Here is a 22,221-nt window from a genome sequence, read left to right as displayed (position 1 = left end):
GTACCTTGTGCGGCGGTCGGGGCAACCGGTTGGGTCGTAGGGCGTCTTTTCGGGTGAAGGTGGGACAATTCCACCTCCAAGCGACTGGGGCGGTGTCGGGGTTGGTGGGTTCGCGATGAACTACGGTCAGGGACAGGGTCGTCCGCGCTACAACCCGACGCGCAAGATGTCGCAGCCCGGTGGGCAGAACCCGCCGCCCTACCAGCCGGAGCGGATCCCGGCGTACCAGCCGCCGTCGCCGCGGGAGGCGCGGTCGGGCGGGTACCAGGGTGGCCCGCCCGCGGGCGGTCGCGGGTTCGGGGCGTCCCCGCCGCGCCGCAAGCGCCGGGGTCGGCGGATCCTCGTCATCGTGCTGGTGGCCCTGCTGGGGCTGTTCGGCGGGACGTGGCTGTACCTCGAGACGTCGCTGAACCACGTCGCGGCCCTGGTCGACTACGAGGGCAGGCCCGCGGCGGGCGCGGGCAGCAACTGGTTGATCGTCGGCTCGGACAGCCGCGAGGGCCTCTCCGCCGAAGACGAACAGCGGCTGGCGACGGGGGACGCCAAGGGGCAGCGCACCGACACGATCATGCTGATGCACATCCCGGACAACGGGACCAAGCCGACGCTGGTGTCGTTGCTGCGCGACTCGTACGTGCCGATCCCGGGCAAGGGCAGCAACAAGCTCAACGCCGCCTACGCCTTCGGCGGCCCGCAGTTGTTGGCCCGCACGGTCGAGACCCAGACGGGATTGCGACTGGACCACTACATCGAGATCGGCTTCGGCGGGTTCGCCGACGTGGTGGACGCTGTTGGTGGCGTCGAGATGTGCCTCGAGGCGCCGATCGACGACCCGCTGGCGGGCATCAACCTCCCGGCGGGGTGCCAGGAGTTGGACGGGACGTCGGCGCTGGGGTACGTGCGGACCCGGAAGGGCCCGCGGGCGGACCTAGACCGGGTGATCCGCCAACGGCAGTTCATCGGCGCGCTGACGGACAAGGCGACGAGCTTCGGGACGCTGATCAACCCGTTCAAGGTGATCCCGTTGCTGGGCGCGGCCCCGGACGCGGTGACGTTGGACGAGGGGGACCACCTGCACAACCTGCCCAGCCTGGCGTTCGCGATGGGGGCGGGGGACGGGCTGGTGACCACCACGGTGCCGATGGGGGGCAGCAAGTCCGTGAAGGGGGTGGGCTCGGTGATCCTGTGGGACGAGGCAAAGGCGAAGAAGCTGTTCGCGGCGCTGCGCACGGACGCTGAGGTGCCTGCGGATGTGATTGTGGCGCCGCCGAAGTAGTTGCGGTTGGTGGGTGGTCCGGGCTTGTTTGTCCGGCTGTTCGCGGAAGAGATGCGCGGCCTTGATCGGGTGAACTTGCTTTGCGTGGGGCCCCTACGAGCCTGCGGTGGGGAAGAGCGGTGGGGAGGGGCAAGCCCACCCCACCCGCAGGATAGCTTGGCAGGCTCGTCCCCCCCACGCAAAGCAAGTCCACCCAATCAAGGCGTGTGACGGGGGCGCGTTGGGTTCTGCGGGGGCTGGGGTTCTGCGGCGGTTGTGGGGTGGGTGCGGGGTAGCCGGGTCGCGCTGAGGTGGGGCGGGCACGCGAGCGGCGGCTACGGGTCGGTCCGGGGTAGCCGCGTTGTGTTCTGTGGGTGGGGTTTCCGCGGTTGTTTCGGGGTCGGTCCGGTGTCGCCGTGTTGCGTTGGGTGGGGAGCTGGGATCCTGTGGCGGTTCGGGGTGGGCCGGTGTAGCCGAGTGTTCGAACGTGTTCCCACTGGGCCGATCGGCGGTGTCCGAGTGTGAACGGTCGGACCTGTTCTGGTGATGAACGGGTGGCCTACCCTCGCGGGGCGCCCGAGACCCGGGCGGTTCACCAAGGAGGAGTTCGTGTCCCTGCTCATGCGTGGGGTTGTCGCCCTGGCCGTCGTGGTGTCGGCCGCCGTGGCCGTGCCCGGTGTGGCGTCGGCGGAACAGCCGCCGCCGCCGAAGGTCACCAAGGGGCCCTGCCAGTACACCGAGACCCCGGACGACCCGGCCGCGCGGCCGGTGCCGCTGCCCCGGGACCCCAAGCACACGCCCAGCCGCGGCAAGGTCGAGGTGGACCTGCGGACCTCCCAGGGAACCATCGGCCTCACCCTGGACCGGGCGAAGGCGCCGTGCACCGTGCAGAGCTTCCTGCACCTGACCGAGCACCACTTCTACGACTTCACCACCTGCCACCGCCTCACCGCGTACCCGACGTTGAAGGTGCTGCAGTGCGGCGACCCGAGCGGGACGGGGGAGAAGGGGCCCGGCTACAAGTACAAGGACGAGCTCCCCACCGACCTGCCGAACTACCCGGGTGACACGACCGGCACCCGCAAGCTCTACGCCCGCGGCCTGCTGGCCATGGCCAACGCCGGGCCCGCCACCAACGGCAGCCAGTTCTTCCTCGTCTACGGCGATTCCCGACTGCTGCCGAACTACACCGTCTTCGGCACCGTCGACCACCGCGGACTGACCACTTTGGACAAGGTCGCCGCGGGCGGCGTCAAGCCCACCGCCGAGGACCCGGCCCCCGTCGACGGCACCCCGGTCCGCACCACCACCATCCGCACGGCCCGCGTCGCCTGCTGATCCCCGCCGGGCCGTGGTCTCCATCGGGGCCACGGCCCGGTTTGCCGGCAAGCCGGGAAACCGCCCCACAGACGAGTTATCCACATACCGCGAACCCATGTACGGGATCGCGGCGATCTTCCGAGCCTCACCCAAATCGCCCTGATCGCCGATAAATCGTGGCGCACGAGTTCAAGGCCACGTGGCTGGCGGCGGGTCGCGCCTACACCGGAAGTGGGCGATCTGCCGTTGCGCTCGGCGATCGGCAAACCGATTCGACCCGGGTCCTATCGGAACGGCCGACGCGCCCGGCTATCGAGGCGTCCTCTGTGGGCATCGTCACTGCCGAGGGATTCCGGGCTCGACCAATTCCGCTGGAGTTCGCGCCATTTCGCAGGCTTTGGCCCGGTCGACACGGGTCATGACGACCATTATCACCCTTGTCTTCCTGGTGATAATCATCGAGACCCGGTGGCTATCTAGGCGGCCTGGAGTTCGCGTCCTCGACCTCCCCTTGCCGGAGGTGTTCCTGTCGATGGTCGCGTCCTCGCGGCTCGCTCGGGGTTGTTTCTTGCCATTGCGGGTTCGATTGTATTATTGGAGTGATAATTACTCTTACGGCGCTGTTGCTGGTGGCGCCAACTTGACTATTGTGACCGACGGGCGTAAGGCGGTCTTTGTCGAAGAAGTCGTCGGCTGCTATTGGCGGGGGAGTGTGGGTTCGATCAGTTCGGCCATGGTGCGAGCTACTTCGCATCCCTTCGCTTCGTCGCCATCTGCCATGGCCATGGCTGCGAGGCTGCTCGACTTGGTTACGGCCACGGAAACAGTGCATTCGCCCAAGCCATTTTTGTCCGTGATCTGCACTGCCTTGCGATTATTGATGTCCGGCAGGGGCTTTACCTGTAGGTCGGTGGACACGTCGTCTGCAGCCAGCTTGTCATAGAGGGTGACGCTGAGCACCCAGGGGCGTTTTGTGCCCTCTGCGTGCCAGTCGCATCCGCGTCCTGAACCCACGTCACTGGGTTTTCCGGCGTCTGTGATGCGCAACTGTGCCTTGACAGCTGAAGTGAGCATGTCGCATGGATTTATGTCCGCCAGTGAGTTGGACGATTGCGACGTTGTTTTGGTCGGTCTATCGGTTGCGGTGGTCGAACTGCTTTCAAGCTGGGCGGTTGGTTTTCCGGGTGTGGAGGTCGAACATCCGGCGATGGTGGCGGCCGCGAGGGCTGTCAGGAGTACGGCGCTGGACTTGGCGCGCATGTGCCTGTCGATCCTATTCGGTCAAAGGAGATCTATTGGACTAGATTCCGATTTGTCCCAATGTGGCAACACCCTTACCATCAACCTCCTTGTAATTGGCGATGGCCGCTTCGATAGCCGCTTCGGCATCAACCAAAGATTTTCGCAGCGCCCGCATCTGTGTAATGAACCCGCGGTCATCATTCGCTACGGCTACCATGAAGGGTTTCATTACTTGAGCAGCGTTGGTCGACCCCAACTTGGGTTCTCGGGCTAGCCTTGCCCAGTTGGCGTTGTTGTCGTCGATCCATGTTATGAGATTGCGGATCGCCCCGAGCAGGGCTTGGCCGCCGCGTTCGTTGACGGCGAAGCCGCCGGATTGGGCGGTACCCAGGAAGTTGGAGATGTCCGGGGCGATGGAGCCGCCGCCGCCGTCGGAATCGCGCATGGTTGTCTTGTCCCTCCCGTCCAGGTGATCCTAGCGGGGAGGGGTGGCGGGGTGCGGGGAATCGCCGATTGGTCTACGTTGAGTGATCATCGCCTTGCATTGGGTGAACCTTGGTCGCTGCGGTGGGTGGCGACGCGCTGGCGGTACTCGGACGAGCTGAGGCTGTACTCGGTCTTCAAAGCTCGGTTCAGGTATGGCGCGTCGACCAAGCCTCAGCGGGCGAGGCGCCGATGGCCAGTTGCTGCTTGCTTGGGTAGCCAGGTCCTGCCAGCGCTGCAGCCTCGTGCTCGAGCCCTTGGAACTCGGGGTCGGGCAGTTCTATCGTCGCGGTGTTCGACGAAGACGCCATCGCCAGCCGTGAGCCGCGCCTGTCCGGCAGCGCCCTCACATTGCTGCGAATGGCCTGGCGTGACCGCGCGATACTGACCGGCTAAGCCGTCTCGGATTGCCTGTCCCGCAACACTTCCAGGGCCTTGTCGGCGTGGACCGCCATGCGGAGTTCGCTCTTGATCGCCGCCAGTACCGTGCCGTCGGTCTCGATGACGAACGTCTTGCGCTTGGTCAGCAGCGGCCCGTACTTGCGCCGGACCCCGAACGCCGTCGCCACCGCGCCGTCCGGGTCGGACAGGAGGGGGAAATCAAATGTGTGGGTCGCCGAGAACTGGGCCTGCCTGGCCACCGAGTCCGGGCTGATCCCCACCCGGTGGGCGCCGAACTCCGCGAACTCTCCTGCCAGGTCTCGGAAGTGGCAGCTCTCCGCCGTGCAGCCGCCGGTCATGGCGGCGGGGTAGAAGAACAGGACGACCGGTCCGGTTTTCAGGAGGTCCGCCAGGTGGCGGTCGGTGCCGGTCTCGTCCTTGAGGGTGAAGTCCTCGACGGTGTCCCCGACCTTCATGCGCTCGTCCTCCCTCGGTGGTGCCCAGGCCATCGTCGCACGGTCACGCCCAGGCCTCGACGCGCGTTCGGGGCATGCCGGAGCGGCCCTCCACCGTCGGGCGCACCGCCAGTACCTGGTGCACGCCGATCCGGTTCTCCTCGAACGCCAGCGCGCTGCCCGCCAGGTAGAGCCGCCAGACGCGGGCCGTGCGCTCGCCCGCCAGCGACACCAGTTCCGCCCAGCGCGACTCGATGGTGGACGCCCACGCCCGGCAGGTGTGCACGTAGTGCTCGCGCAGGGCCTCCACGTCGCGCACCTCCAGGCCCGCCCGTTCCAGCAGGTCCACGGTCTGCCCGACCGGTCGCATGTTCATGTCCGGCGCGATGTAGGACTCGATGAACGAACCCCCGCCCTGCTCGACCGCGCCGCGCGACATCTGCTGCAGCAGCAACCGGCCCTCGGGGCGCAGCATGCGGAACAGGATCGACGCGTACACCGGGTAGTTCTCCGCGCCGACGTGCTCGCCCATCTCCAGGGTCCCGATGGCGTCGAAGGGCGGGTCGGCGAGTTCGCGGTAGTCCTGCAACCGGACTTCGGCCAGGTCGCCCAGGCCCTCGCGGTCGATCCGGTCCTGCACGAACCGCCGCTGCTGTTCCGACAGGGTGATGCCGGTGACGTTCACCCCGTAGTGCTGTGCCGCGTGGATGGTCAGCGAACCCCAGCCGCAGCCCACGTCCAGCATCCGCATCCCGGGGCGCAGGCCCAGCTTCGCGCACACCAGGTCGAGCTTGTCGCGCTGCGCGTCCTCGACCGAGTACCCCGGGTCCGTCGACGTCCAGTAGCCGCAGGAGTACGCCATCCGGGGGTCCAACACCCGCTCGTAGAAGTCGTTCGACAGGTCGTAGTGGTGGGCGATGGCCGCGCGGTCCCGTGACCGCGTGTGCCGACGGCCCGTCAACCGGGCCTCCTCCGGCGGCGCGGCGGGCCGCGGCCCCACGACGCCCAACCGCAGCGCCGTCCCCGCCATCGACAGCAGCACCACCGGCGACGGCCGCGAGATCCGCGCCGCCCTGGTCAGCTCCCAGAACCGGCCCAGCGCCTCGGCCAGGTCACCCTCCACGTCCAGGTCGCCGCTGACGTACGCGCGCGCCAACCCGAGCTCGTTCGGGTCCCACAGCAGCCGCCGCAGCGCCCGTCTGGAGCGGACGATCCCCACCGGACCGCCCGCGGGTCCGGACTCGCTGCCGTCCCAGGCGCGCAGCCGGATCGGCGGGGGAGCGCCCAGCGCGCGGGTGGCGAGCTCGGCGAGGGTGTCGGCAACGGGCACCGGAACGGCTCCGATCATGAGTGGACCTGGGTCTCACGGAGCATTCGCCACCGGACCGCCCCCGGATGGGACCAACACCCGACGGGTGGGGCACATCCGACCTCCGGGTGACACCATGTGCCGAATGGACGCCCCTCCGCGCCGCCTCGCCCGTGTGGTCACCGAGGTGTTCTCCCCGGCCGCCGTCGTGCTGGTGCTGCCGCTGGCGGTCGCCTGGTCGGCCACCGGCTACGACCTCGCGCTGACCGCGCTGTGGGGCCTGGAGGTGGCGCTGTTCTCCAGCGTGCTGCCGATGGTGTTCATCATCCGCGGCGCTCGCGCGGGCCGCTGGGACACCCACCACGTGCGCGACCGCGAGCACCGGCTGCTGCCGCTGGGCGTCGGCCTGCTCTCGACCGCGGTCGGCATCGGGATCCTGGTCTGGGCCGACGCGCCGCGCGACGTCCTGGCGCTGGCCCTGGCCATGTTCGCGACCCTGGCGGTGTGCGTGGTCGTCACCCGGCGGTGGAAGGTGTCACTGCACGCGGCCGTCTCCGGCGGGGCGGTGGCCACGATCGCGCTGCTCTACGGGCCGTGGTCGCTGCTGCTGGTGGCGGTCGTCGCGCTGGTCTGCTGGTCCCGCGTGGTGCTCGGCGACCACACGGTCGCCCAGGTCGTGGTGGGTTCGCTGGTCGGCCCGGTGGTCGGCGGCGCGGTCTTCCTGCTGGCGCGCTAGCGCAGGGTCCGGCTGCGACCGCGGAACTCCGCGACGACCTCGTCGCCGCGCGTCACCGTCACGTCGTAGATGCCGCTGCGGCCGTACCGGGTGCGCTCGGTGGCCGTGGCCACCAGCTCGTCACCCAGGTGGGCGGGGGCGACGAAGGTGATGTCGGCCCCGGCCGCCACCGTCACCGGCCCGTGGCTGTTGCACGCGCAGGCGAAGGTCGTGTCCGCGAGCAGGAACACGTAGCCGCCGTGCGCGATCCCGTGCCCGTTGACCATCGTCTCCGTGACGGTCATCGCCGCCGAGGCGTGGCCGACCGCCGCGGTGCGCACCCGGATGCCCAGGGTGTTCGACGCGAGGTCACCGGCCATCATCCTGGCCACCGGTTCGGGGGTCACCGGACCATCCTAGGCGGACCCGGTAGTGTCGGGTCGACCACAGGTAGTTGCACCTCCGAAAGTAGGAAGCCAAACTATTCGCGGAGCGCGACCCACACCCTGGAGGCGATGATGCCCTCGGAGCTGTACCGACCGGCGAACCCCGTCCGGTTCGTCACCGCGGCCAGCCTGTTCGACGGGCACGACGCGGCGATCAACATCATGCGCCGCATCCTGCAGTCCCAGGGCGCCGAGGTGGTCCACCTCGGGCACAACCGCTCGGTCCGCGAGGTGGTCACCGCGGCCATCCAGGAGGACGTGCAGGGCGTCGCCATCAGCGCCTACCAGGGCGGACACGTCGAGTACTTCAGCTACCTGGTCGAGCTGCTCGCCGAACACGGCGCGGGGCACGTCAAGGTCTTCGGCGGCGGTGGCGGCGTCATCGTCCCCGAGGAGATCAGGCTGCTGCACGCGCGCGGCGTCGCGCGGATCTTCTCCCCCGAGGACGGTCAGACCCTCGGCCTCGCCCGCATGATCAACACGATGATCGAGGCCTGCGACCGCGACCCCGCCGAGGGCGCCCCGGTCACCGCCGACGCGCTGCTCGCGGGCGACCACGCCGCGCTGGCCCGCGCCATCACCCGGATCGAGGCGGGCAGCCTCGACGCGGACGTGCGCGCCGCGATCGAGGGCGCCGACCGCCGCGTCCCCGTGCTCGGCATCACCGGCACCGGCGGCTCCGGCAAGTCCTCGCTCACCGACGAGCTGGTCCGCCGCCTGCGCCTGGACCAGCAGGACAAGCTGCGCGTCGCGGTCATCGCCGTCGACCCCACCCGCCGCCGCGGCGGCGGCGCGCTGCTCGGCGACCGCATCCGGATGAACTCCCTCGACGGCGACCGGGTGTTCTTCCGCTCGCTGGCCACCCGCGGCGCGGGCTCGGAGGTCCCCGAGGGCCTGTCCGACGCCATCGCCGCCGCCAAGGCCGCGGGCAACGACCTGGTCATCGTCGAGACCCCCGGCATCGGCCAGGGCGACGCGGCGATCGTGCCGTACGTCGACGTCTCGCTGTACGTGATGACGCCGGAGTTCGGCGCCGCGTCCCAGCTCGAGAAGATCGATATGCTGGACTTCGCCGACGTGGTGGCGATCAACAAGTTCGAGCGCCGCGGCGCCGACGACGCCCGCCGCGACGTGGCCCGCCAGCTGGTGCGCAACCGCGAGGCGTTCGGCAAGTCCTGGGAGGACATGCCGGTCTACGGCACCAGCGCCGCCACCTTCAACGACGACGGCGTCACCGCGCTCTACCAAGAGCTGCGCACCCTCTTGGCGGACAAGGGTGTCAAGTTCCACGAAGGCGTTCTGCCCAAGGTGGGGGGTCGTGTGTCCACTTCGGCCGCCACGGTCGTCCCGCCGCAGCGCGCCCGGTACCTCTCCGACATCGCCGACACCGTCCGCGGCTACCACCGCAAGACCGACCAGCAGGTCGACGCCGTGCGCGAGGTGTCCGCGTTCACCCTGGCCCGGCAGGCGCTGGCGAAGGCGGGCGCGGGCACCGACGACATCGACCGGCTCACCGCCGAGGCCCGGCGCCGCGTCGAGCGCGACACCGAGGACCTGCTGGACCGGTGGCCGTCCACCGTGGAGCAGTACCGCGCGGACGAGCTGGTCGTGAAGATCCGCGACAAGGAGCTGCACACCCAGCTCTGGCGCGAGACCCTGTCCGGCAACAAGGTCCCGCGCGTGGCCCTGCCGCGCTTCGACGACGACGCGACGCTGGTCCGCTTCCTGCGCAAGGAGAACCTGCCCGGCTCGTTCCCGTTCACCGCCGGCGTGTTCCCCTTCAAGCGCGAGGGCGAGGACCCCGCCCGGATGTTCGCGGGCGAGGGCGACGCGCTGCGCACCAACCGCCGGTTCAAGCTGCTCTCCCACGGCAACCCGGCCACCCGGCTGTCCACCGCGTTCGACTCCGTCACCCTCTACGGCCGCGACCCCGACACCCCGCCGGACGTCTACGGCAAGATCGGCACCTCCGGCGTCTCGATCGCCTCGCTGGAGGACATGAAGACCCTCTACGACGGCTTCGACCTCACCGCGCCCGCCACCTCGGTGTCCATGACGATCAACGGCCCGGCGCCGACGATCCTGGCGTACTTCCTCAACACCGCCATCGACCAGCGCGTCGACAAGTTCGTGGCGGACAACGGGAGGCGGCCGACCGAGGACGAGCACGCCGAGTTGGCCGCGTGGGCGCTGGCCAACGTGCGCGGCACGGTGCAGGCCGACATCCTCAAGGAGGACCAGGGCCAGAACACCTGCATCTTCTCCACCGAGTTCTCCCTGCGGATGATGGCCGACATCCAGGAGTGGTTCATCCAGCGCAAGGTCCGCAACTTCTACTCGGTGTCGATCTCCGGCTACCACATCGCCGAGGCGGGCGCGAACCCGATCAGCCAGCTGGCCTTCACCCTGGCCAACGGCTTCACCTACGTGGAGTCGTACCTGGCCCGCGGCATGCACATCGACGACTTCGCGCCGAACCTGTCGTTCTTCTTCTCCAACGGCATGGACGCCGAGTACTCGGTCATCGGCCGGGTCGCCCGGCGGATCTGGGCGGTGGCGATGCGCGAGCGCTACGGCGCGGCGGAGCGGTCGCAGAAGATGAAGTACCACGTGCAGACCTCGGGCCGCTCCCTGCACGCGCAGGAGATGAACTTCAACGACATCCGCACCACGCTGCAGGCGCTGTGCGCGCTCTACGACAACGCGAACTCCCTGCACACCAACGCCTACGACGAGGCGATCACCACCCCCACCGAGTCGTCGGTGCGCCGCGCCATGGCCATCCAGCTCATCATCAACAAGGAGTGGGGCCTGTCGATGAACGAGAACCCGCTTCAGGGTTCCTTCGTCATCGACGAGCTGACCGACCTGGTCGAGGAGGCCGTGCTCACCGAGTTCGACCGGATTTCCGACCGCGGCGGCGTGCTGGGCGCCATGGAGACCGGCTACCAGCGCGGCCGCATCCAGGACGAGTCGATGCTCTACGAGCAGCGCAAGCACGACGGCACGCTGCCGCTGATCGGCGTGAACACCTTCCTGCCCACCAAGGGCGAGGAGGACGAGGTCGTGGAGATCGAGCTGGCCCGGGCCACCGAGGAGGAGAAGCGGGCGCAGGTCGAGCGCACCCGCGACTTCCAGCGCAGGCACCGGACCGAGGCCGAGGCGGCCCTGACCCGGCTGCGGGAGGCGGCGGCGGGCGACGGCAACGTGTTCGCGGTGCTGGTCGACGCGGCCCGGGTCTGCACGCTGGGCCAGATCACCGAGGCGTTCTTCGAGGTCGGTGGGCAGTACCGGCGCAATGTGTGAAGCTGAGGGCCGTACCGGTGGAGACCGAAGGAGTTGTCCGGGTGAGTGAGATCAGCCGTGTCGGGGTGGTCGGGGCGGGCCTGATGGGGTCCGGCATCGCGGAGGTCTGCGCCCGCGCGGGCCTGGACGTCGTGGTCGCCGAGGTGAACGCCGCCGCGCTCGAGTCGGGGCGCAAGCGGATCGAGGCGTCACTGGCCCGCGGTGTGCGCAACGGCAAGCTGGCCGAGGAGGAGCGCGACGCGGCACTGGCCCGCACCCGCTTCACCACCGACCTGGGTGATTTCGCCGACCGCCAGCTCACCGTCGAGGCGGTCGCGGAGAACGAGCAGGTCAAGACCGAGGTGTTCGCCACGCTGGACAAGGTGGTCGAGGACCCGGACGCGGTCTTCGCGTCGAACACCTCGTCCATCCCGATCATGAAGCTGGGCATGGCGACCGGCAGGCCGCAGTCGGTCATCGGGGTGCACTTCTTCAACCCGGTGCCGGTGCTCAAGCTGGTCGAGCTGGTGCCGTCGCTGCTCACCGGCGAGGACACCCGCGACCGGGCGAAGGCGTTCGTCGAGGCGCGGCTGGGCAAGCAGGTCATCCTGTCCCAGGACCGGGCCGGGTTCGTGGTCAACGCGCTGCTGATCCCGTACCTGCTCTCGGCGATCCGGATGCTGGAGTCCGGCTTCGCCTCCGCCGAGGACATCGACAACGGCATGGTGCTGGGCTGCGCGCACCCGATGGGCCCGCTGCGGCTGACCGACCTGATCGGCCTGGACACCACCAAGGCCATCGCGGACTCGCTCTACGCGGAGTTCAAGGAGCAGCTCTACTCCGCGCCGCCGCTGCTGCTGCGCATGGTCGACGCGGGCCTGCTCGGCAAGAAGAGCGGCCGGGGCTTCTACCAGTACTGAGCCACTCGGCCTCCTGTCCACTCAGGACAGGAGGCCGAGCAGTCTGGCCACCACGTCGTCGAGGGGCGCCGAGGTGTCGATCTCGAGCGTGGCCCGCTTGCGCAGCAACGGTTCGACCACGGCGTGGTTCCGCAGGATCTCCGCGCGTTCCGCCGCGGTCTTCCCGTAGGGGTTGGTGACGCGGGTCGCGATCCGGTCGAGCATCACCTCGACGGGCGCGCTCAGCAGGACCACGTGCTCGAACCGGTCGTAGAAGGCGCCCTGGTTCGACTTGCAGCCCGCGACGAAGAGCGTGGGGTGCGCGTCGAGCAGGGCGCCGATCGCGTCCTCGCGCCAGATCCAGTCGGGGGACCCGTCGTCCAGGGTGACCCAGCGGCTCCACTCGTCGGTGTCGGTGTCGACCACGAGGTGGCCGCGCTCGCCCAGCGCGGCCAGCACCGTCGACTTCCCCGTTCCGGACATCCCGGTCACCAGCACCCTCGGCACGCCCGCGACTCTAGTAGCGGACCCCGGCACACTTCTCGTCCTTTCGGGACGGCTCTGACCTGTGCTATCTGTTAGATATATCTGGCAGAGAGGACGGCCGCCGTGGTCCGACGCAGTCAAACCGAGGTCGCCGTGCTGGGCGCGCTGAGCGTGGCGCCCATGACCGGCTACGCCGCCCGGGAGGCTATCCGCGACGTGCTGGGCCACTTCTGGAGCGAGAGCTTCGGCCAGATCTACCCCACCCTCGCCGAGTTGGAGCGGGTCGGGCACATCCGCAGGCAGGAGTCGATGGCGTACGAACTGACCGACTCCGGCCGCACCCGCCTCCGGGAACTGCTGGCCGAACCGGCTCAGCGCACCCCACCCCGCAACGGCCTGCTCCTGCGGTTGTTCTTCGGCCGCCAACTGGGCCCGGAGGCGTGCCGGGACCTGATCCTGGCCGCTCGGACCGAGGCCGAGGAGTCGTTGTCCCGCTACGCGTTCCTCCGCGCGGAGGTCGCGGCGGAGGACAGCCCCGACACCCCGTACTCGCTGCTCACCATCTCGGCGGGCGAACACGCCGCCCGCGCCACCCTCGCCTGGGCAGACGAGTCCCTCACCGCCCTCAATCGATTGGAAGACCCTCGATGACCCTCCGCCGCACCGCCATCGCCGCGGCCACCCTCTTCACCGGCCTGTCCGCCTTCCAACTGGCCCTGGCCCTGGGCGCCCCGCTCGGCCGCGCCGCCTGGGGCGGGACCCGACCGGACCTCCCCGCGGGCCTGCGCGTCGCCAGCGCGGTCGCGGTCGTCGTCTGGGCCTGCGCGGCCGTGGTCGTGCTCCGCCGCGGCGAGGTGCTGGCCAGACCCGGCTCGCCCCGGCTGATCCGGCGTCTGACCTGGGCGCTCGTCGTCCTGATGGCCATCGGCGCCCTGATGAACGCCGCGTCGCCGAGCCCGTGGGAGCGCTTCGGTTGGTCCGTGTTCGGCTTGGTCCAGACCGCCCTCTGCGTCGTCCTCACCCGCGCTAAGGCGCCTGTCGGAGCGCGTGCCTGACCTCGGGGTGCCGCCGGGTGATCTCGCCGATGCTGGCCGGTGACGGGCGCAGCGGCGAGGTGCGCAGCGCCCAAGCGGCGAGATCGCCCGCGACCTTCGGTTGCCAGGGTCCCAGCCGGTACTCCACCAGGTCCCAGGCGATCTGCGCGAGTCTCGTCTCGTTCTCGAGCTCGGGCAACTCGAACCTCGGCCAGTCGCCCGCGTACGGCAGTGCCTGCAGGACGCGGAGGACGAGTGTCGCGAACTCGTGCGGCGACAGCGACGGATGGGTGTCCTGGTGCAAGGGCTTCGGGCTGCGGAGCGCGGCGCCGACGCGGATGTCCTCGGCGAGGGTTTTGTCGTCCTGTGCCAGGGCGCGTTGGACGGCGGTGGTTTCCGCGGTTCCGCCGAGGTGGAACCACAGGATGTTCCGGTCTGTCCTGGTAAATCGCTAAAGGACGGACGTGTAGGCGCTGTGGTCGAGACCCGCTTCGAACAGCGCGACGCACCGCGGCCACCGGGCGCCGTCGAACGAGGGGTTCTCCTCGCCCAGGGCGAGCGCGCGGAGCAGGACCAGGTTCGCGCAGTAGGCGGCGGTGGCTCGGATCCGGTCCGGTTCCAGGGGTTGGTAGGTCGTGTAGCGGGGGGACGGCGGTCGGCTGCGGTGCTCGGCGATCAGCCGGTCCAGCGCGCCCGCCAGCTCGGCGCGTTCGGCCACGTCCCGGTTGGCCATCCACTCGGCCGCGAACTCCAGGACCGGTGCCTGGGTGGACAGCGGTTGGTGCGACAGCAGGGTGCACAGCTCGTCGTCGACGGACTTGCGGGCACCGGCCCGCATGGTCGCCACCGCGACGAGCAGGACCTCGCACGCGCGGACCGCGACCAGGTACTCGGCGAAGGTGGCGTGCAGGAACTCGTACACCCGTTGGGTTCTCGTGGTGTGCGCCTGGTTGATGTGGACGAAGAAGAACTCCCCGATGAGCTGGTCGCCGGTGCCGTCGATCTCCAGCGCCCGCAGGTCGGCGGACAGCTCGTCTTCGGAGATGTGCTGGCGGCCCCGGTTGAACATGCCGAGCGCCGCCACGGCGAGCCGGTGGAGCTGGTCCGCCGCCTTCCGGCGCACGGTGTCCTCGTCCAACGCGCACCCCGCGGACTTGGTCGCCTCCCGGCGGGCGTAGGTGTCGAGCAGTCCCGCGTAGAGGTCGGCGGTGGAGAGCCCAGCGTCGAACTCCACTTCCGGGTCGGCGTAGTAGAGGGCGAGCATGAGCAGGAGCAGCGGCTGGCCCGCCAGGTCGCGGCGCGCGTCGCGGGCATCCGCCTGCACGGCACCGGCCGCGTCGTGCGCGTGTCCCCCGACGGCCGGGACGCGCCGGGCGACGCCGCGCCGTCGACCTCGCTGCCGATCACCCTCGACGACGAGGAGATCGGCGCCGCCTGGCTGGCGGTCGTCCACCACACCGACCTCGGCGCCCTGACCCTGCTGGCCGACGTCCCGGAAGCGACCGCCCGCGCCAACCCCGACGTCACCGCGATCACCACCATGTCCCCGGAACACCGAGAAACCCTCGACGCCTACTGCGCCACCGGTTCCCTGCGCCAGGCCGCCGACCTGCTCCACCTGCACCACAGCACCGTCTCCCGCAGGCTGGAGCAGATCGCCAGGACCCTCGACCTCGACCTGACCACCCAGACAGGCGCCACGAGAGCCACCCTGGCCCTCACCACCTGGCGCCTCCTCGACAGCTGACCGGTCGGCCTCACCGGCGCAGGGCCGTCTCCCGGTCCATGTGGGACAGCTTCTCCGGGTTGCGCACCGCGTACAGGCTGGTGATCCGGCCGTTGTCCAGCTGGACGGCCACCACGGAGTCCAGCTCTGCGCCCAGGTGGATCGCCAGGCCGGGGAAGCCGTTGACGTCCATGGGGCGCATGGTCGCCTCGGGCACCCGGGACGTGCCGCCGACCAGCAGGCGGGCCACCTTGTCCGCGCCGAAGATCGGGTTGAGCACCGCCTGCTTGATCCCGCCGCCGTCGCCGATCATGACCACGTCCGGGGCCAGGATGTCCACCAGGCCCCGCACGTCGCCGGTCTCGACGGCGCGCTGGAACGCGGTGAGCACGTCACGGGTCTCGGCGGGTGACGAGGTGCCGCGCGGGCGGCGGGCCGTGACGTGCGAGCGCGCCCGGTGCGCGATCTGCCGGACCGCCGCCGGGGTCTTGTCGACGGCGTCGGCGATCTCGTTGTAGCCGAAGTCGAACACCTCGCGCAGGACGAACACCGCGCGTTCGGTCGGGGTGAGCGTTTCCAGCACCAGCAGCATCGCCATCGACACGCTGTCGGCCAGCTCGACGTCCTCGGCCACGTCCGGCGCGGTCAGCAGCGGCTCCGGCAGCCACTGCCCGACGTAGCTCTCCTTGCGCCTGCCCAGCGCGCGCAGCCGGTTGAGGCCCTGCCGGGTGGCGATCCGCACCAGGTAGGCGCGCTGGTCGCGCACGGTGCCGAGGTCGACCGACGACCACCGCAGCCAGGTCTCCTGCAGCACGTCCTCCGCGTCGGCCGCCGAACCCAGCAGTTCGTAGGCGACGGTGAACAGCAGGTTCCGGTGCGTGACGAACGCCTGGGTGGCGGGATCCGCGGACACGGGTGCTCCTTCCCTCGACAGCGTCCATCAGACACCGCCCGCCGCCGCGGTGTGACACGTGGGCCCCGGTGGCCCACGTCACCGTCACAGACCGGGCAGCGCGAGCATCTGGTGTTCGTCCACGGCACGACAACGAGTGAGGACGACCCCATGAGCGCCCGCGTCAACCTGTTCGACAACGCCATCGCCGCCAAGTTCGGCAAGCGGTTCGCCAACGCCGCGATGGTCATCGCCCAGTCGCCGCTGCCCAAGGCCACCCAGGAGCTGGTCTCGTTGCGCGCCAGCCAGATCAACGGCTGCGGCTTCTGCACCGACATGCACACCAAGGACGCGACCGCGGCGGGCGAGACCCAGACCCGCCTCAACCTCGTCGCCGTCTGGCGGGAGGCGACCGTCTTCACCGACGCCGAACGCGCCGCCCTCGCCTTCACCGAGGAGGGCACCCGCTTGGCCGACCACCACCGCGGCGTCACCGACGAGACCTGGGCCGAGGTCACCAAGCACCACGACGACGACCAGGTCGCTGCCCTGATCTGCCAGGTCGCCCTGATCAACGCGGCCAACCGGATCAACGTCATCGCTCGCACCCCGGCGGGCGCCTACGAACCGGGCATGTTCGCCGAGTTCGCCGACTGACCACGCGGGGGAACGCCGATCGCGCCCGGGACTGGGGAGCCCCGGGCGCGATCGGCGCCGCTTACAGCTCCACCGGCGGGAAGGTGGCGACCGCCGCCGCCACCACGTCGGCCACCGCCTGGTGGTAGCCGCCGTTGGGCGCTCCGCTGGTGAGGAAGGCGGGTGCCACCGACTGGATGTTGCCGGGGTCCTGGACCGCGGCTGCCACATCGATCACCCCGTCCGCCTCCAAGTTGCCGTAGTTGGCGAGCAACTCGGCGTTGTACTCGCGGCGCACCAGTTCACGCGGGTCGTTCGCCGCCAACCCCATCGGGGCGATCGTCGTGACGATCACGTGCACCAGCGACCCGTCGACGCGCCGGGCGGAGCGCGCCGAGGTCGTGTTCGCCGCCTTGGTCAGCGCGCCCACCCGGGACAGCAGCGTGGCCTTACTCGCCCCGGCCAGGATGTCGTTCGCGCCGACGGACACGACCGCCGTCCGCAGCGACGGCCGGGCGAACACCGTGTCGTTCATCCGCGACGCCGCGGACACCAGCGTCGCGGCGCCCACGCCCGCCGTCGGCCCGGTCGGCGCGCCGCCCGCGTACAGGATGCCCGCGTCCTCGGCGGAGGCGAGGTGGCGGTACACCCGCACGTCCGAGATCTGCCCCTCGAACATGCTCACCATCCGGCCCTGCAGGTTCTTGACCCCGCCGATGGTCAGCGGACCCGAGGTGGCGAACGGCGTGGGGTTCTTGGCCGTGCCCGCCAGCACGCCGTTGACGTAGAGCGCCATGTCACCGGTGGCCGGGTCGACGGTCCCCACCAGGTGCGTCCAGGTGTTGAGCGGCGCGGGACCCGACCGCGCGGCCGGGTAGGCCGACGGCGCCGAGGTGTCCTGGTTGGGTGCCGTCAGCGACCAGGCGCCGACGGCGGAGTTGTACTCCAGGACGAACGTCGGCTCCCAGGTCTGGCTCTGGCTGACCACCGCGGAGAAGTGCGTCGCGGACGTCACCTTCGCCCACGCCGACACCGTGTACGGGGCCATGGTGTCCAGCAGCGGACCGGAGGTCTGGATCACCGTGCTGCTGCCGTTGAACACCGCCGCGCCGCCGTGCTCGGCGCTCCACCCGACGGGACCGCTGAGCGTGCCGGTCGCCCCCGCGCCCGACGAGTCCGCCGCGGTGGTGCCCGACCCCTCGTTCAGCCGCCACGCGCCCGCGAGCGGCACACCGCGCCTGGTGGCGTCGACCAGGCCGCCGGGCACGGACTCGCCCTGCGCGGCCAGGGCGGCGGGCAGCCGGTCGACCCAGTTGTTCGGGGTGCTCCCGGTGAACTGGTCGCCGACGACCACCACGGTGCCCTTGCTCGCGTCACCCGGTGTCGACGTCGACACCTCCACACCGGACAGGTAGTGCGTGCCGGTGAGCAGGGTCGAGAAGGTCGTCGCGGCCGACTGCGCGGCCTGGTTGCCCGACGCCAGGTAGCTCGGCGACGTGGTGAGCGCGTGCACCGGTGCGTAGGCGACCGCGCCGGTGATGTGCGTGCTGACCACGAGCGCACCGCTGCCGCCGGTCGTGCTCGGGTAGGCGACGTCGTCGCTGACGACCTCACCACCCGCCGGGATGGTCACCGCGGCGGCGCCGCCGAAGGTCAGCGCGACCGGGGTCGCCAGCGTGGCCGGTGTCGCCCCGGTCTGCGCGCCGAGCGTGGCCGCGCCGATCGTGACGGCCTGCTTGGTGAACGGGTTCGACAGGCGGACGCGCACCCGGGGGCCGGTCACCGTCGGGCGGACGATCGTGCGCAGGGTCTGGTTGGCGAACCCGGCGCCGCCGGGCGGGGCCGTGACCGCGTCGGCGGGGGCACCCCACGTCCCCACCCAACCCTGGGCGGCGTTGCGCGGCGCCATGGCCAGCACGTGCAGCGCGGGCTCGCCGCAGCTACCCGCCATCGAGGTCCCGTAGTTGGGCAGCGTGATGGACTGCAACGTCTTCGACGGGTCCGCGGGCATGAAGACCGCGTGGACCCGAGGACGCATGGCGGTCTGCACGTACCCGTTGGCGTTCAGGTTCGCCAGCGCGGGCAGCGGCGACGCGGCGGTGCTCTCCAGCCAGTCGGGAACCGCGGGCACCACCGGGTTCTGCGTGGTGCCGTCGGTGTAGGTGAGGGTCGCGGTCGTCGCCCGCGAGTTGCCGCAGGTGCTCAGCGCGAGCAGGCCGACGGCGTTGGCCTTGACCTGCTGCGCGGCCGGGAACGGGATCTTCTGCCCCAGCGCCACCACGTTGTCGCCCGCGGCGGTCGCGGCGGGCAGTACGAACGTCGCGCCGTCGACGGTCTTCGCCGAACCGGGCGCCAACCCGATGTCGGCCAGCGACTGCGGGGTCATCCCGTAGCCCTGGAAGTCGAGGTCGGCGACGGACCCGCCCACCGCGGTGCCCTTGTTGTTCATGGCCGAGGCGAAGTCGGCCGCGGTCGCGCCGGTGATCGGCGTGATCCGCAGGTAGTCGAGCCAGAACGCCTCGTCGGCCGCCGGGTCGCCGGTGGCCAGCGTGACCGACAGCGTGTGGGTCCCCGCGGCCAGGTGCAGCCCGCCCAGCGCCACGTGCTCCACGGTGTCCGGGTTCGGCGTACCGCGACCCCAGGGCTGGGTGTCGGTCCGGTTGAGGACCACGTCGTCCACCCGGTAGGTGAACTTCGCGGCGGAGCGGTCGCTGAGCGCGCCCAGCCCGATGCTGTAGTCGGCGGCGATCGGGGCGGTGAACTGCGCGCGCAGCTGCTGGCCCGCGGCGGTGAACACGACACCGCGCGCGGCGCCCTGCGACCACTTGCCACCCGAGGTCGGGTCGGTCGGCGACACGGTCACCGCGAGGTTCTGCCCCGCGGGCTGGGTCACCGGGACCTGGACGTCGTTCTCCGCCTCGAGCCGGGTCGTGGACCCGAGGGAGACGTAGTCCACGCCCGCGAAGTAGCGGGCGCCGACCGAGCCCGGGTTGGTGCCCGCGACGGTGACGGTGATCTTGTGCGTGCCCGCGGTGAGGCGGTGCGCGCCGAGCGTCACGTGCCGGTGCCGGACCCGGGTGGGGTCGAAGTTGTCGACCGGTGTGCCGAGGGGAGACGACTCACCGGTCTGGCCGACGGCGACGCCGTCGAGCTTGAACGTGGTGGTGCCGTAGTCGAGCGCGGTGGTGAGACCGGTGCCGACCAGGTAGTCGCCCGCGGTCGCCACCGGCACGTCCATGGTGAACGACTGGCCCGCCGCGTTGCCCTGGAACATCAGCTGCGCGCCGCCCGACCAGACGGTGGAGCAGCAGTTGTTCTGCGGCGTCAGCGGCCGGTTCTGCCCGGGGGGCTGGGAGGACACGAGGTTCTCCGCCTCCAGCCACACCTGGCCCGCGCCGGAGAGGTTCGGCGCGACCCAGAACTCGTAGACCTGCGACTCGGCGGACATCTTGTGCGCCATGTCGAACGCCTTCACGTGCAGGGTGTGCCTGCCCGGGCTGAGGTTCTTCGGCACCGGGATGGTCGCCTCACCGGCGGAGGACACCCAGCCGCCGCTGGTGCCGAAGGCGCGGTCGTAGTCGCAGTCGGTCGTGGCGGGCACGGCTTGCGTTCCGGAACCGTTGAAGGTGTAGGCGAAACCGACGATCCCACCGCCCTCGTAGGACACGCGGAAGTCCCCGGGGGAGCCCGCTTGCGCACCCCACTGGCCGCGCGGGTAGTCCGGGCTCTCCCGCACCACCGGGGTCTTGGTCAGCGGCGCGGCCATCACGTCGAACCAGAGGTCCTGGGTGGCCCCGGAACCCAGGCCGTAGCCGGGTTCACCGGGGAAGATGTTCGTCGAGGAGACCCGCGCGTAGTAGGCGCCGTCCCCGACCGGTGCGGGCGCCGTCCAGGCACCCGTGGCCCCGGAGGCGATGGTGGTCGACCCGGAGTGCACCACCTGGTTGCCGGGGTAGTTGAACAGCTGGTAACCGAGGCTGATGTTCAGCGGCGGGTCGTTGTTGTCCACAGCGGACGCCAGGACCGTCGGGGTCGAGGTCGGCGAGATCAGCCGGTTGTCGCAGAGGACGCCGTTCTGCAACCCGAGACCGGTCGGCATCTGCGGCGGGAAGGAGAAGTAGATGTCGAGCGCGGGGTTGTTGATGAACTTCTTCCACTGGTACTTGTTGCCCTCGTTCGGCGACATCAGGGCGAGCACCATGGTCGAGGCGTTGGTGTTGATCGTGGTCTGCACCGCGGCGTTGGCGTTGAACGCCACGGAGGCCGTACCCCCGCACTGGTCGCCCGCGTGCGAGACCGCTGTGCTGACCTGGTAGCCGGAGGGGCCGGGCCAGCGGGTGGCACCGGAGTACTCGCCGGTGTGGTAGAGCGCGACCTGCTCATCGGTGCAGCTGGTGCCGTGCGCCTGCCAGGCGTAGAAGAACGACTTGTGCAGCACCGCTTGGCGCCCGTTGCGCGCCTGAAGTTCGGGGGTGGTGAACCGGAAGAACGACCGGGCGACGAACACCGCCCCGCACTCGGCTCCCCAGTTGCAGTAGCCCACCTGGGCGAGCATGTTGACGTCGAAGTAGTACCAGCCGTTGCTGGTGAACCCGGCGAAGTTGGCCTTGGACTTGGAGTAGATCGGGTCGATGTAGACCGGGTAGCGCACCTCCGGGCCGGTCAGCGCCTGCTGGTCGGGGGTGATCACCATGTCCAATGTGGACTTGCCGGGCACGGCCCGCTTGGCCGCGGCGGGTTCGGTGCGCGCGCGCACCTTCGCGACCCGCCCGGCGCCGAAGCCGTCGGCGATCCGCGCCGGTCCCGCCTGCTGGTCGGTGGTCGAGTCCCACATCACCGGGGTGGACCCCTGGAACACCGTCGCGCCGTCGGCCCCGACGGCGGTGAACGCGCCGTCGTCCGTGCTGCGGACCGTGACGCCGGAGCCGACCGCGGTGAACCGCAGCTCCGCCAACCCGGGCTGCTTCGCCGCTTCCGCGCTGTGCACGACCAGCACCTGCGAGAAGTTGGTCGACTCAGCGGTCAACCGCAGGTCCACACCCGGCAGCACGTCGCGGTAGGTGGCCCGGGCGCCGTCCAGCGCGGGCTTGGGCAGGGTGCCCTTCCAGTGCAGGGCGAGCTGCTTGTCCCCGTCGGTGAAGGTGATCGCGGGACCGTCACCACCACCGGAGAACGCGACGTCGGCGGTCGACGCCGCGGGCGCGACCATCCCATCGGGACGGACGGCGAGCGTGGTGTCGATGTCGCGCCAGGTGTTTCCCTTGCGCACCCTGGTGGGCAAGGCGGTCTTGTGCAGGCGGTACGAGCCATCCGGCTCGACGAACACCTGGGAGGTCTCGTTGGTGCGGTCCGGCACCTCCTGCGCCTTGCCCGTGCGGCGGGCCTTGGCCGCCAGGTCCGCGTCCGGGGCGGCGACCGCCGGGGTGCCCGGCGCCTTCTCGGCCGCCGCGGGCTCGACCACCCCGAGCACCGCGCCCGCCGCGAGGCAGGCGATCAACACCCGTCTGCCGAGGGCGCCCTTGACGGGCCTCCCCGAGGCAGACCGAATCCCACTAAATCGCATGATGGCCCCCAGTGGCGCACGGCGACAATAGTAAACGGGCGTGACATTAGCGGAAGCCCGGCAACACCAACAGTGGCGATTGAGCAATCCGGGC

19 protein-coding genes are annotated in these 22,221 nt (G+C 70.3%); 9 read left to right on the top strand and 10 right to left on the bottom strand.

All coding sequences use genetic code 11. The annotated features are described in order from the left end of the window. The first annotated feature begins 115 nt into the window (after positions 1-115). Both CLV40_RS17815 and CLV40_RS17810 read left to right on the top strand, forming a co-directional pair. Positions 116-1,276, top strand: coding sequence for an LCP family protein (locus tag CLV40_RS17815; RefSeq protein ID WP_104480064.1), 1,161 nt, complete (start codon positions 116-118; stop codon positions 1,274-1,276). Between the two features lie 600 nt (positions 1,277-1,876). Continuing rightward, a complete protein-coding gene (locus CLV40_RS17810) occupies positions 1,877-2,593 on the top strand; it encodes a peptidylprolyl isomerase (RefSeq protein ID WP_104480271.1) in 717 nt (238 codons plus the stop codon). Between the two features lie 678 nt (positions 2,594-3,271). On the opposite strand, the gene CLV40_RS17805 is transcribed toward CLV40_RS17810, so the two are convergent. The 4 genes from CLV40_RS17805 to CLV40_RS17790 all read right to left on the bottom strand — a co-directional run bounded on the left by CLV40_RS17805 (position 3,272) and on the right by CLV40_RS17790 (position 6,484). Next, a complete protein-coding gene (locus tag CLV40_RS17805; RefSeq protein WP_104480063.1) occupies positions 3,272-3,835 on the bottom strand; it encodes a DUF3558 domain-containing protein in 564 nt (187 codons plus the stop codon). A gap of 40 nt (positions 3,836-3,875) precedes the next feature. Further along, positions 3,876-4,262, bottom strand: a complete 387-nt coding sequence (locus CLV40_RS17800; RefSeq protein ID WP_104480062.1) for a hypothetical protein — start codon at positions 4,260-4,262, stop codon at positions 3,876-3,878. A 430-nt stretch (positions 4,263-4,692) separates the two neighbouring features. Further along, positions 4,693-5,157: a peroxiredoxin gene (locus CLV40_RS17795; RefSeq protein ID WP_104480061.1), complete on the bottom strand. Its 465-nt coding sequence runs from the start codon at positions 5,155-5,157 to the stop codon at positions 4,693-4,695. A gap of 43 nt (positions 5,158-5,200) precedes the next feature. Then, positions 5,201-6,484, bottom strand: coding sequence for an SAM-dependent methyltransferase (locus CLV40_RS17790; RefSeq protein ID WP_104480060.1), 1,284 nt, complete (start codon positions 6,482-6,484; stop codon positions 5,201-5,203). 106 nt (positions 6,485-6,590) lie between these two features. Here CLV40_RS17790 and CLV40_RS17785 point away from each other — a divergent pair, with 106 nt between their 5' ends. Further along, positions 6,591-7,181: a hypothetical protein gene (locus CLV40_RS17785; protein ID WP_104480059.1), complete on the top strand. Its 591-nt coding sequence runs from the start codon at positions 6,591-6,593 to the stop codon at positions 7,179-7,181. On the opposite strand, the gene paaI is transcribed toward CLV40_RS17785, so the two are convergent. Continuing rightward, a complete protein-coding gene (gene paaI, locus CLV40_RS17780) occupies positions 7,178-7,543 on the bottom strand; it encodes a hydroxyphenylacetyl-CoA thioesterase PaaI (RefSeq protein WP_104480270.1) in 366 nt (121 codons plus the stop codon). The genes CLV40_RS17785 and paaI overlap by 4 nt on opposite strands. Before the next feature lie 135 nt (positions 7,544-7,678). On the opposite strand from paaI, the gene icmF reads away from it, so the two are divergent. Beyond that, entirely contained in the window at positions 7,679-10,912 is a 3,234-nt protein-coding gene (gene icmF, locus CLV40_RS17775; RefSeq protein WP_104480269.1) for a fused isobutyryl-CoA mutase/GTPase IcmF, read from the top strand. 41 nt (positions 10,913-10,953) lie between these two features. Beyond that, a complete protein-coding gene (locus CLV40_RS17770) occupies positions 10,954-11,811 on the top strand; it encodes a 3-hydroxybutyryl-CoA dehydrogenase (protein ID WP_104480058.1) in 858 nt (285 codons plus the stop codon). 21 nt (positions 11,812-11,832) lie between these two features. Here the strand turns inward: CLV40_RS17770 and CLV40_RS17765 are convergent, their stop codons facing one another. Continuing rightward, positions 11,833-12,297, bottom strand: a complete 465-nt coding sequence (locus CLV40_RS17765; protein ID WP_245931351.1) for an AAA family ATPase — start codon at positions 12,295-12,297, stop codon at positions 11,833-11,835. A gap of 102 nt (positions 12,298-12,399) precedes the next feature. Here CLV40_RS17765 and CLV40_RS17760 point away from each other — a divergent pair, with 102 nt between their 5' ends. Together CLV40_RS17760 and CLV40_RS17755 are read left to right on the top strand one after the other, a co-directional pair. Further along, the gene (locus CLV40_RS17760) at positions 12,400-12,927 is read left to right on the top strand and encodes a PadR family transcriptional regulator (protein ID WP_104480057.1); all 528 of its coding nucleotides are present in this window, start codon (positions 12,400-12,402) and stop codon (positions 12,925-12,927) included. Continuing rightward, entirely contained in the window at positions 12,924-13,331 is a 408-nt protein-coding gene (locus CLV40_RS17755) for a hypothetical protein (protein ID WP_104480056.1), read from the top strand. The genes CLV40_RS17760 and CLV40_RS17755 overlap by 4 nt, the downstream gene beginning before the upstream one ends. On the opposite strand, the gene CLV40_RS17750 is transcribed toward CLV40_RS17755, so the two are convergent. Both CLV40_RS17750 and CLV40_RS39570 read right to left on the bottom strand, forming a co-directional pair. Then, positions 13,303-13,614, bottom strand: coding sequence for a hypothetical protein (locus CLV40_RS17750; RefSeq protein ID WP_146108089.1), 312 nt, complete (start codon positions 13,612-13,614; stop codon positions 13,303-13,305). The genes CLV40_RS17755 and CLV40_RS17750 overlap by 29 nt on opposite strands. Positions 13,615-13,761: 147 nt before the next feature. Further along, positions 13,762-14,634: a hypothetical protein gene (locus CLV40_RS39570; protein WP_245931350.1), complete on the bottom strand. Its 873-nt coding sequence runs from the start codon at positions 14,632-14,634 to the stop codon at positions 13,762-13,764. A 15-nt stretch (positions 14,635-14,649) separates the two neighbouring features. On the opposite strand from CLV40_RS39570, the gene CLV40_RS39565 reads away from it, so the two are divergent. After that, a complete protein-coding gene (locus CLV40_RS39565) occupies positions 14,650-15,057 on the top strand; it encodes a helix-turn-helix domain-containing protein (RefSeq protein ID WP_245931349.1) in 408 nt (135 codons plus the stop codon). Positions 15,058-15,067: 10 nt separating this feature from the next. Here CLV40_RS39565 and CLV40_RS17740 read toward each other — a convergent pair whose 3' ends face one another. Next, on the bottom strand, positions 15,068-15,949 hold the full coding sequence (locus CLV40_RS17740; RefSeq protein ID WP_245931348.1) for an RNA polymerase sigma-70 factor: 882 nt from the start codon (positions 15,947-15,949) through the stop codon (positions 15,068-15,070). 150 nt (positions 15,950-16,099) lie between these two features. Here CLV40_RS17740 and CLV40_RS17735 point away from each other — a divergent pair, with 150 nt between their 5' ends. Continuing rightward, on the top strand, positions 16,100-16,585 hold the full coding sequence (locus CLV40_RS17735; protein WP_104480052.1) for a carboxymuconolactone decarboxylase family protein: 486 nt from the start codon (positions 16,100-16,102) through the stop codon (positions 16,583-16,585). A gap of 61 nt (positions 16,586-16,646) precedes the next feature. On the opposite strand, the gene CLV40_RS17730 is transcribed toward CLV40_RS17735, so the two are convergent. Further along, positions 16,647-22,061 carry a LamG-like jellyroll fold domain-containing protein gene (locus CLV40_RS17730; protein WP_146108088.1) on the bottom strand — a complete coding sequence of 1,805 codons (5,415 nt, stop codon included), beginning with the start codon at positions 22,059-22,061 and terminating at the stop codon, positions 16,647-16,649. Positions 22,062-22,221 lie beyond the last annotated feature (160 nt).

The organism is Actinokineospora auranticolor, assembly GCF_002934265.1.
GTDB classification, from domain to species: domain Bacteria; phylum Actinomycetota; class Actinomycetes; order Mycobacteriales; family Pseudonocardiaceae; genus Actinokineospora; species Actinokineospora auranticolor.
The sequence above is the reverse complement of the archived record's forward strand: the minus strand, read 5'-3'. Positions and strand labels throughout refer to the sequence as shown.

Bases quoted from the DNA above. Each gene is read 5' to 3' on its own strand.
- CLV40_RS17815 (WP_104480064.1), top strand. From the start codon at position 116: ATGAACTACGGTCAGGGACAGGGTCGTCCGCGCTACAACCCGACGCGC.
- CLV40_RS17810 (WP_104480271.1), top strand. From the start codon at position 1,877: ATGCGTGGGGTTGTCGCCCTGGCCGTCGTGGTGTCGGCCGCCGTGGCC.
- CLV40_RS17805 (WP_104480063.1), bottom strand. From the start codon at position 3,835: ATGCGCGCCAAGTCCAGCGCCGTACTCCTGACAGCCCTCGCGGCCGCC.
- CLV40_RS17800 (WP_104480062.1), bottom strand. From the start codon at position 4,262: ATGCGCGATTCCGACGGCGGCGGCGGCTCCATCGCCCCGGACATCTCC.
- CLV40_RS17795 (WP_104480061.1), bottom strand. From the start codon at position 5,157: ATGAAGGTCGGGGACACCGTCGAGGACTTCACCCTCAAGGACGAGACC.
- CLV40_RS17790 (WP_104480060.1), bottom strand. From the start codon at position 6,484: ATGATCGGAGCCGTTCCGGTGCCCGTTGCCGACACCCTCGCCGAGCTC.
- CLV40_RS17785 (WP_104480059.1), top strand. From the start codon at position 6,591: ATGGACGCCCCTCCGCGCCGCCTCGCCCGTGTGGTCACCGAGGTGTTC.
- paaI (WP_104480270.1), bottom strand. From the start codon at position 7,543: ATGATGGCCGGTGACCTCGCGTCGAACACCCTGGGCATCCGGGTGCGC.
- icmF (WP_104480269.1), top strand. From the start codon at position 7,679: ATGCCCTCGGAGCTGTACCGACCGGCGAACCCCGTCCGGTTCGTCACC.
- CLV40_RS17755 (WP_104480056.1), top strand. From the start codon at position 12,924: ATGACCCTCCGCCGCACCGCCATCGCCGCGGCCACCCTCTTCACCGGC.
- CLV40_RS17735 (WP_104480052.1), top strand. From the start codon at position 16,100: ATGAGCGCCCGCGTCAACCTGTTCGACAACGCCATCGCCGCCAAGTTC.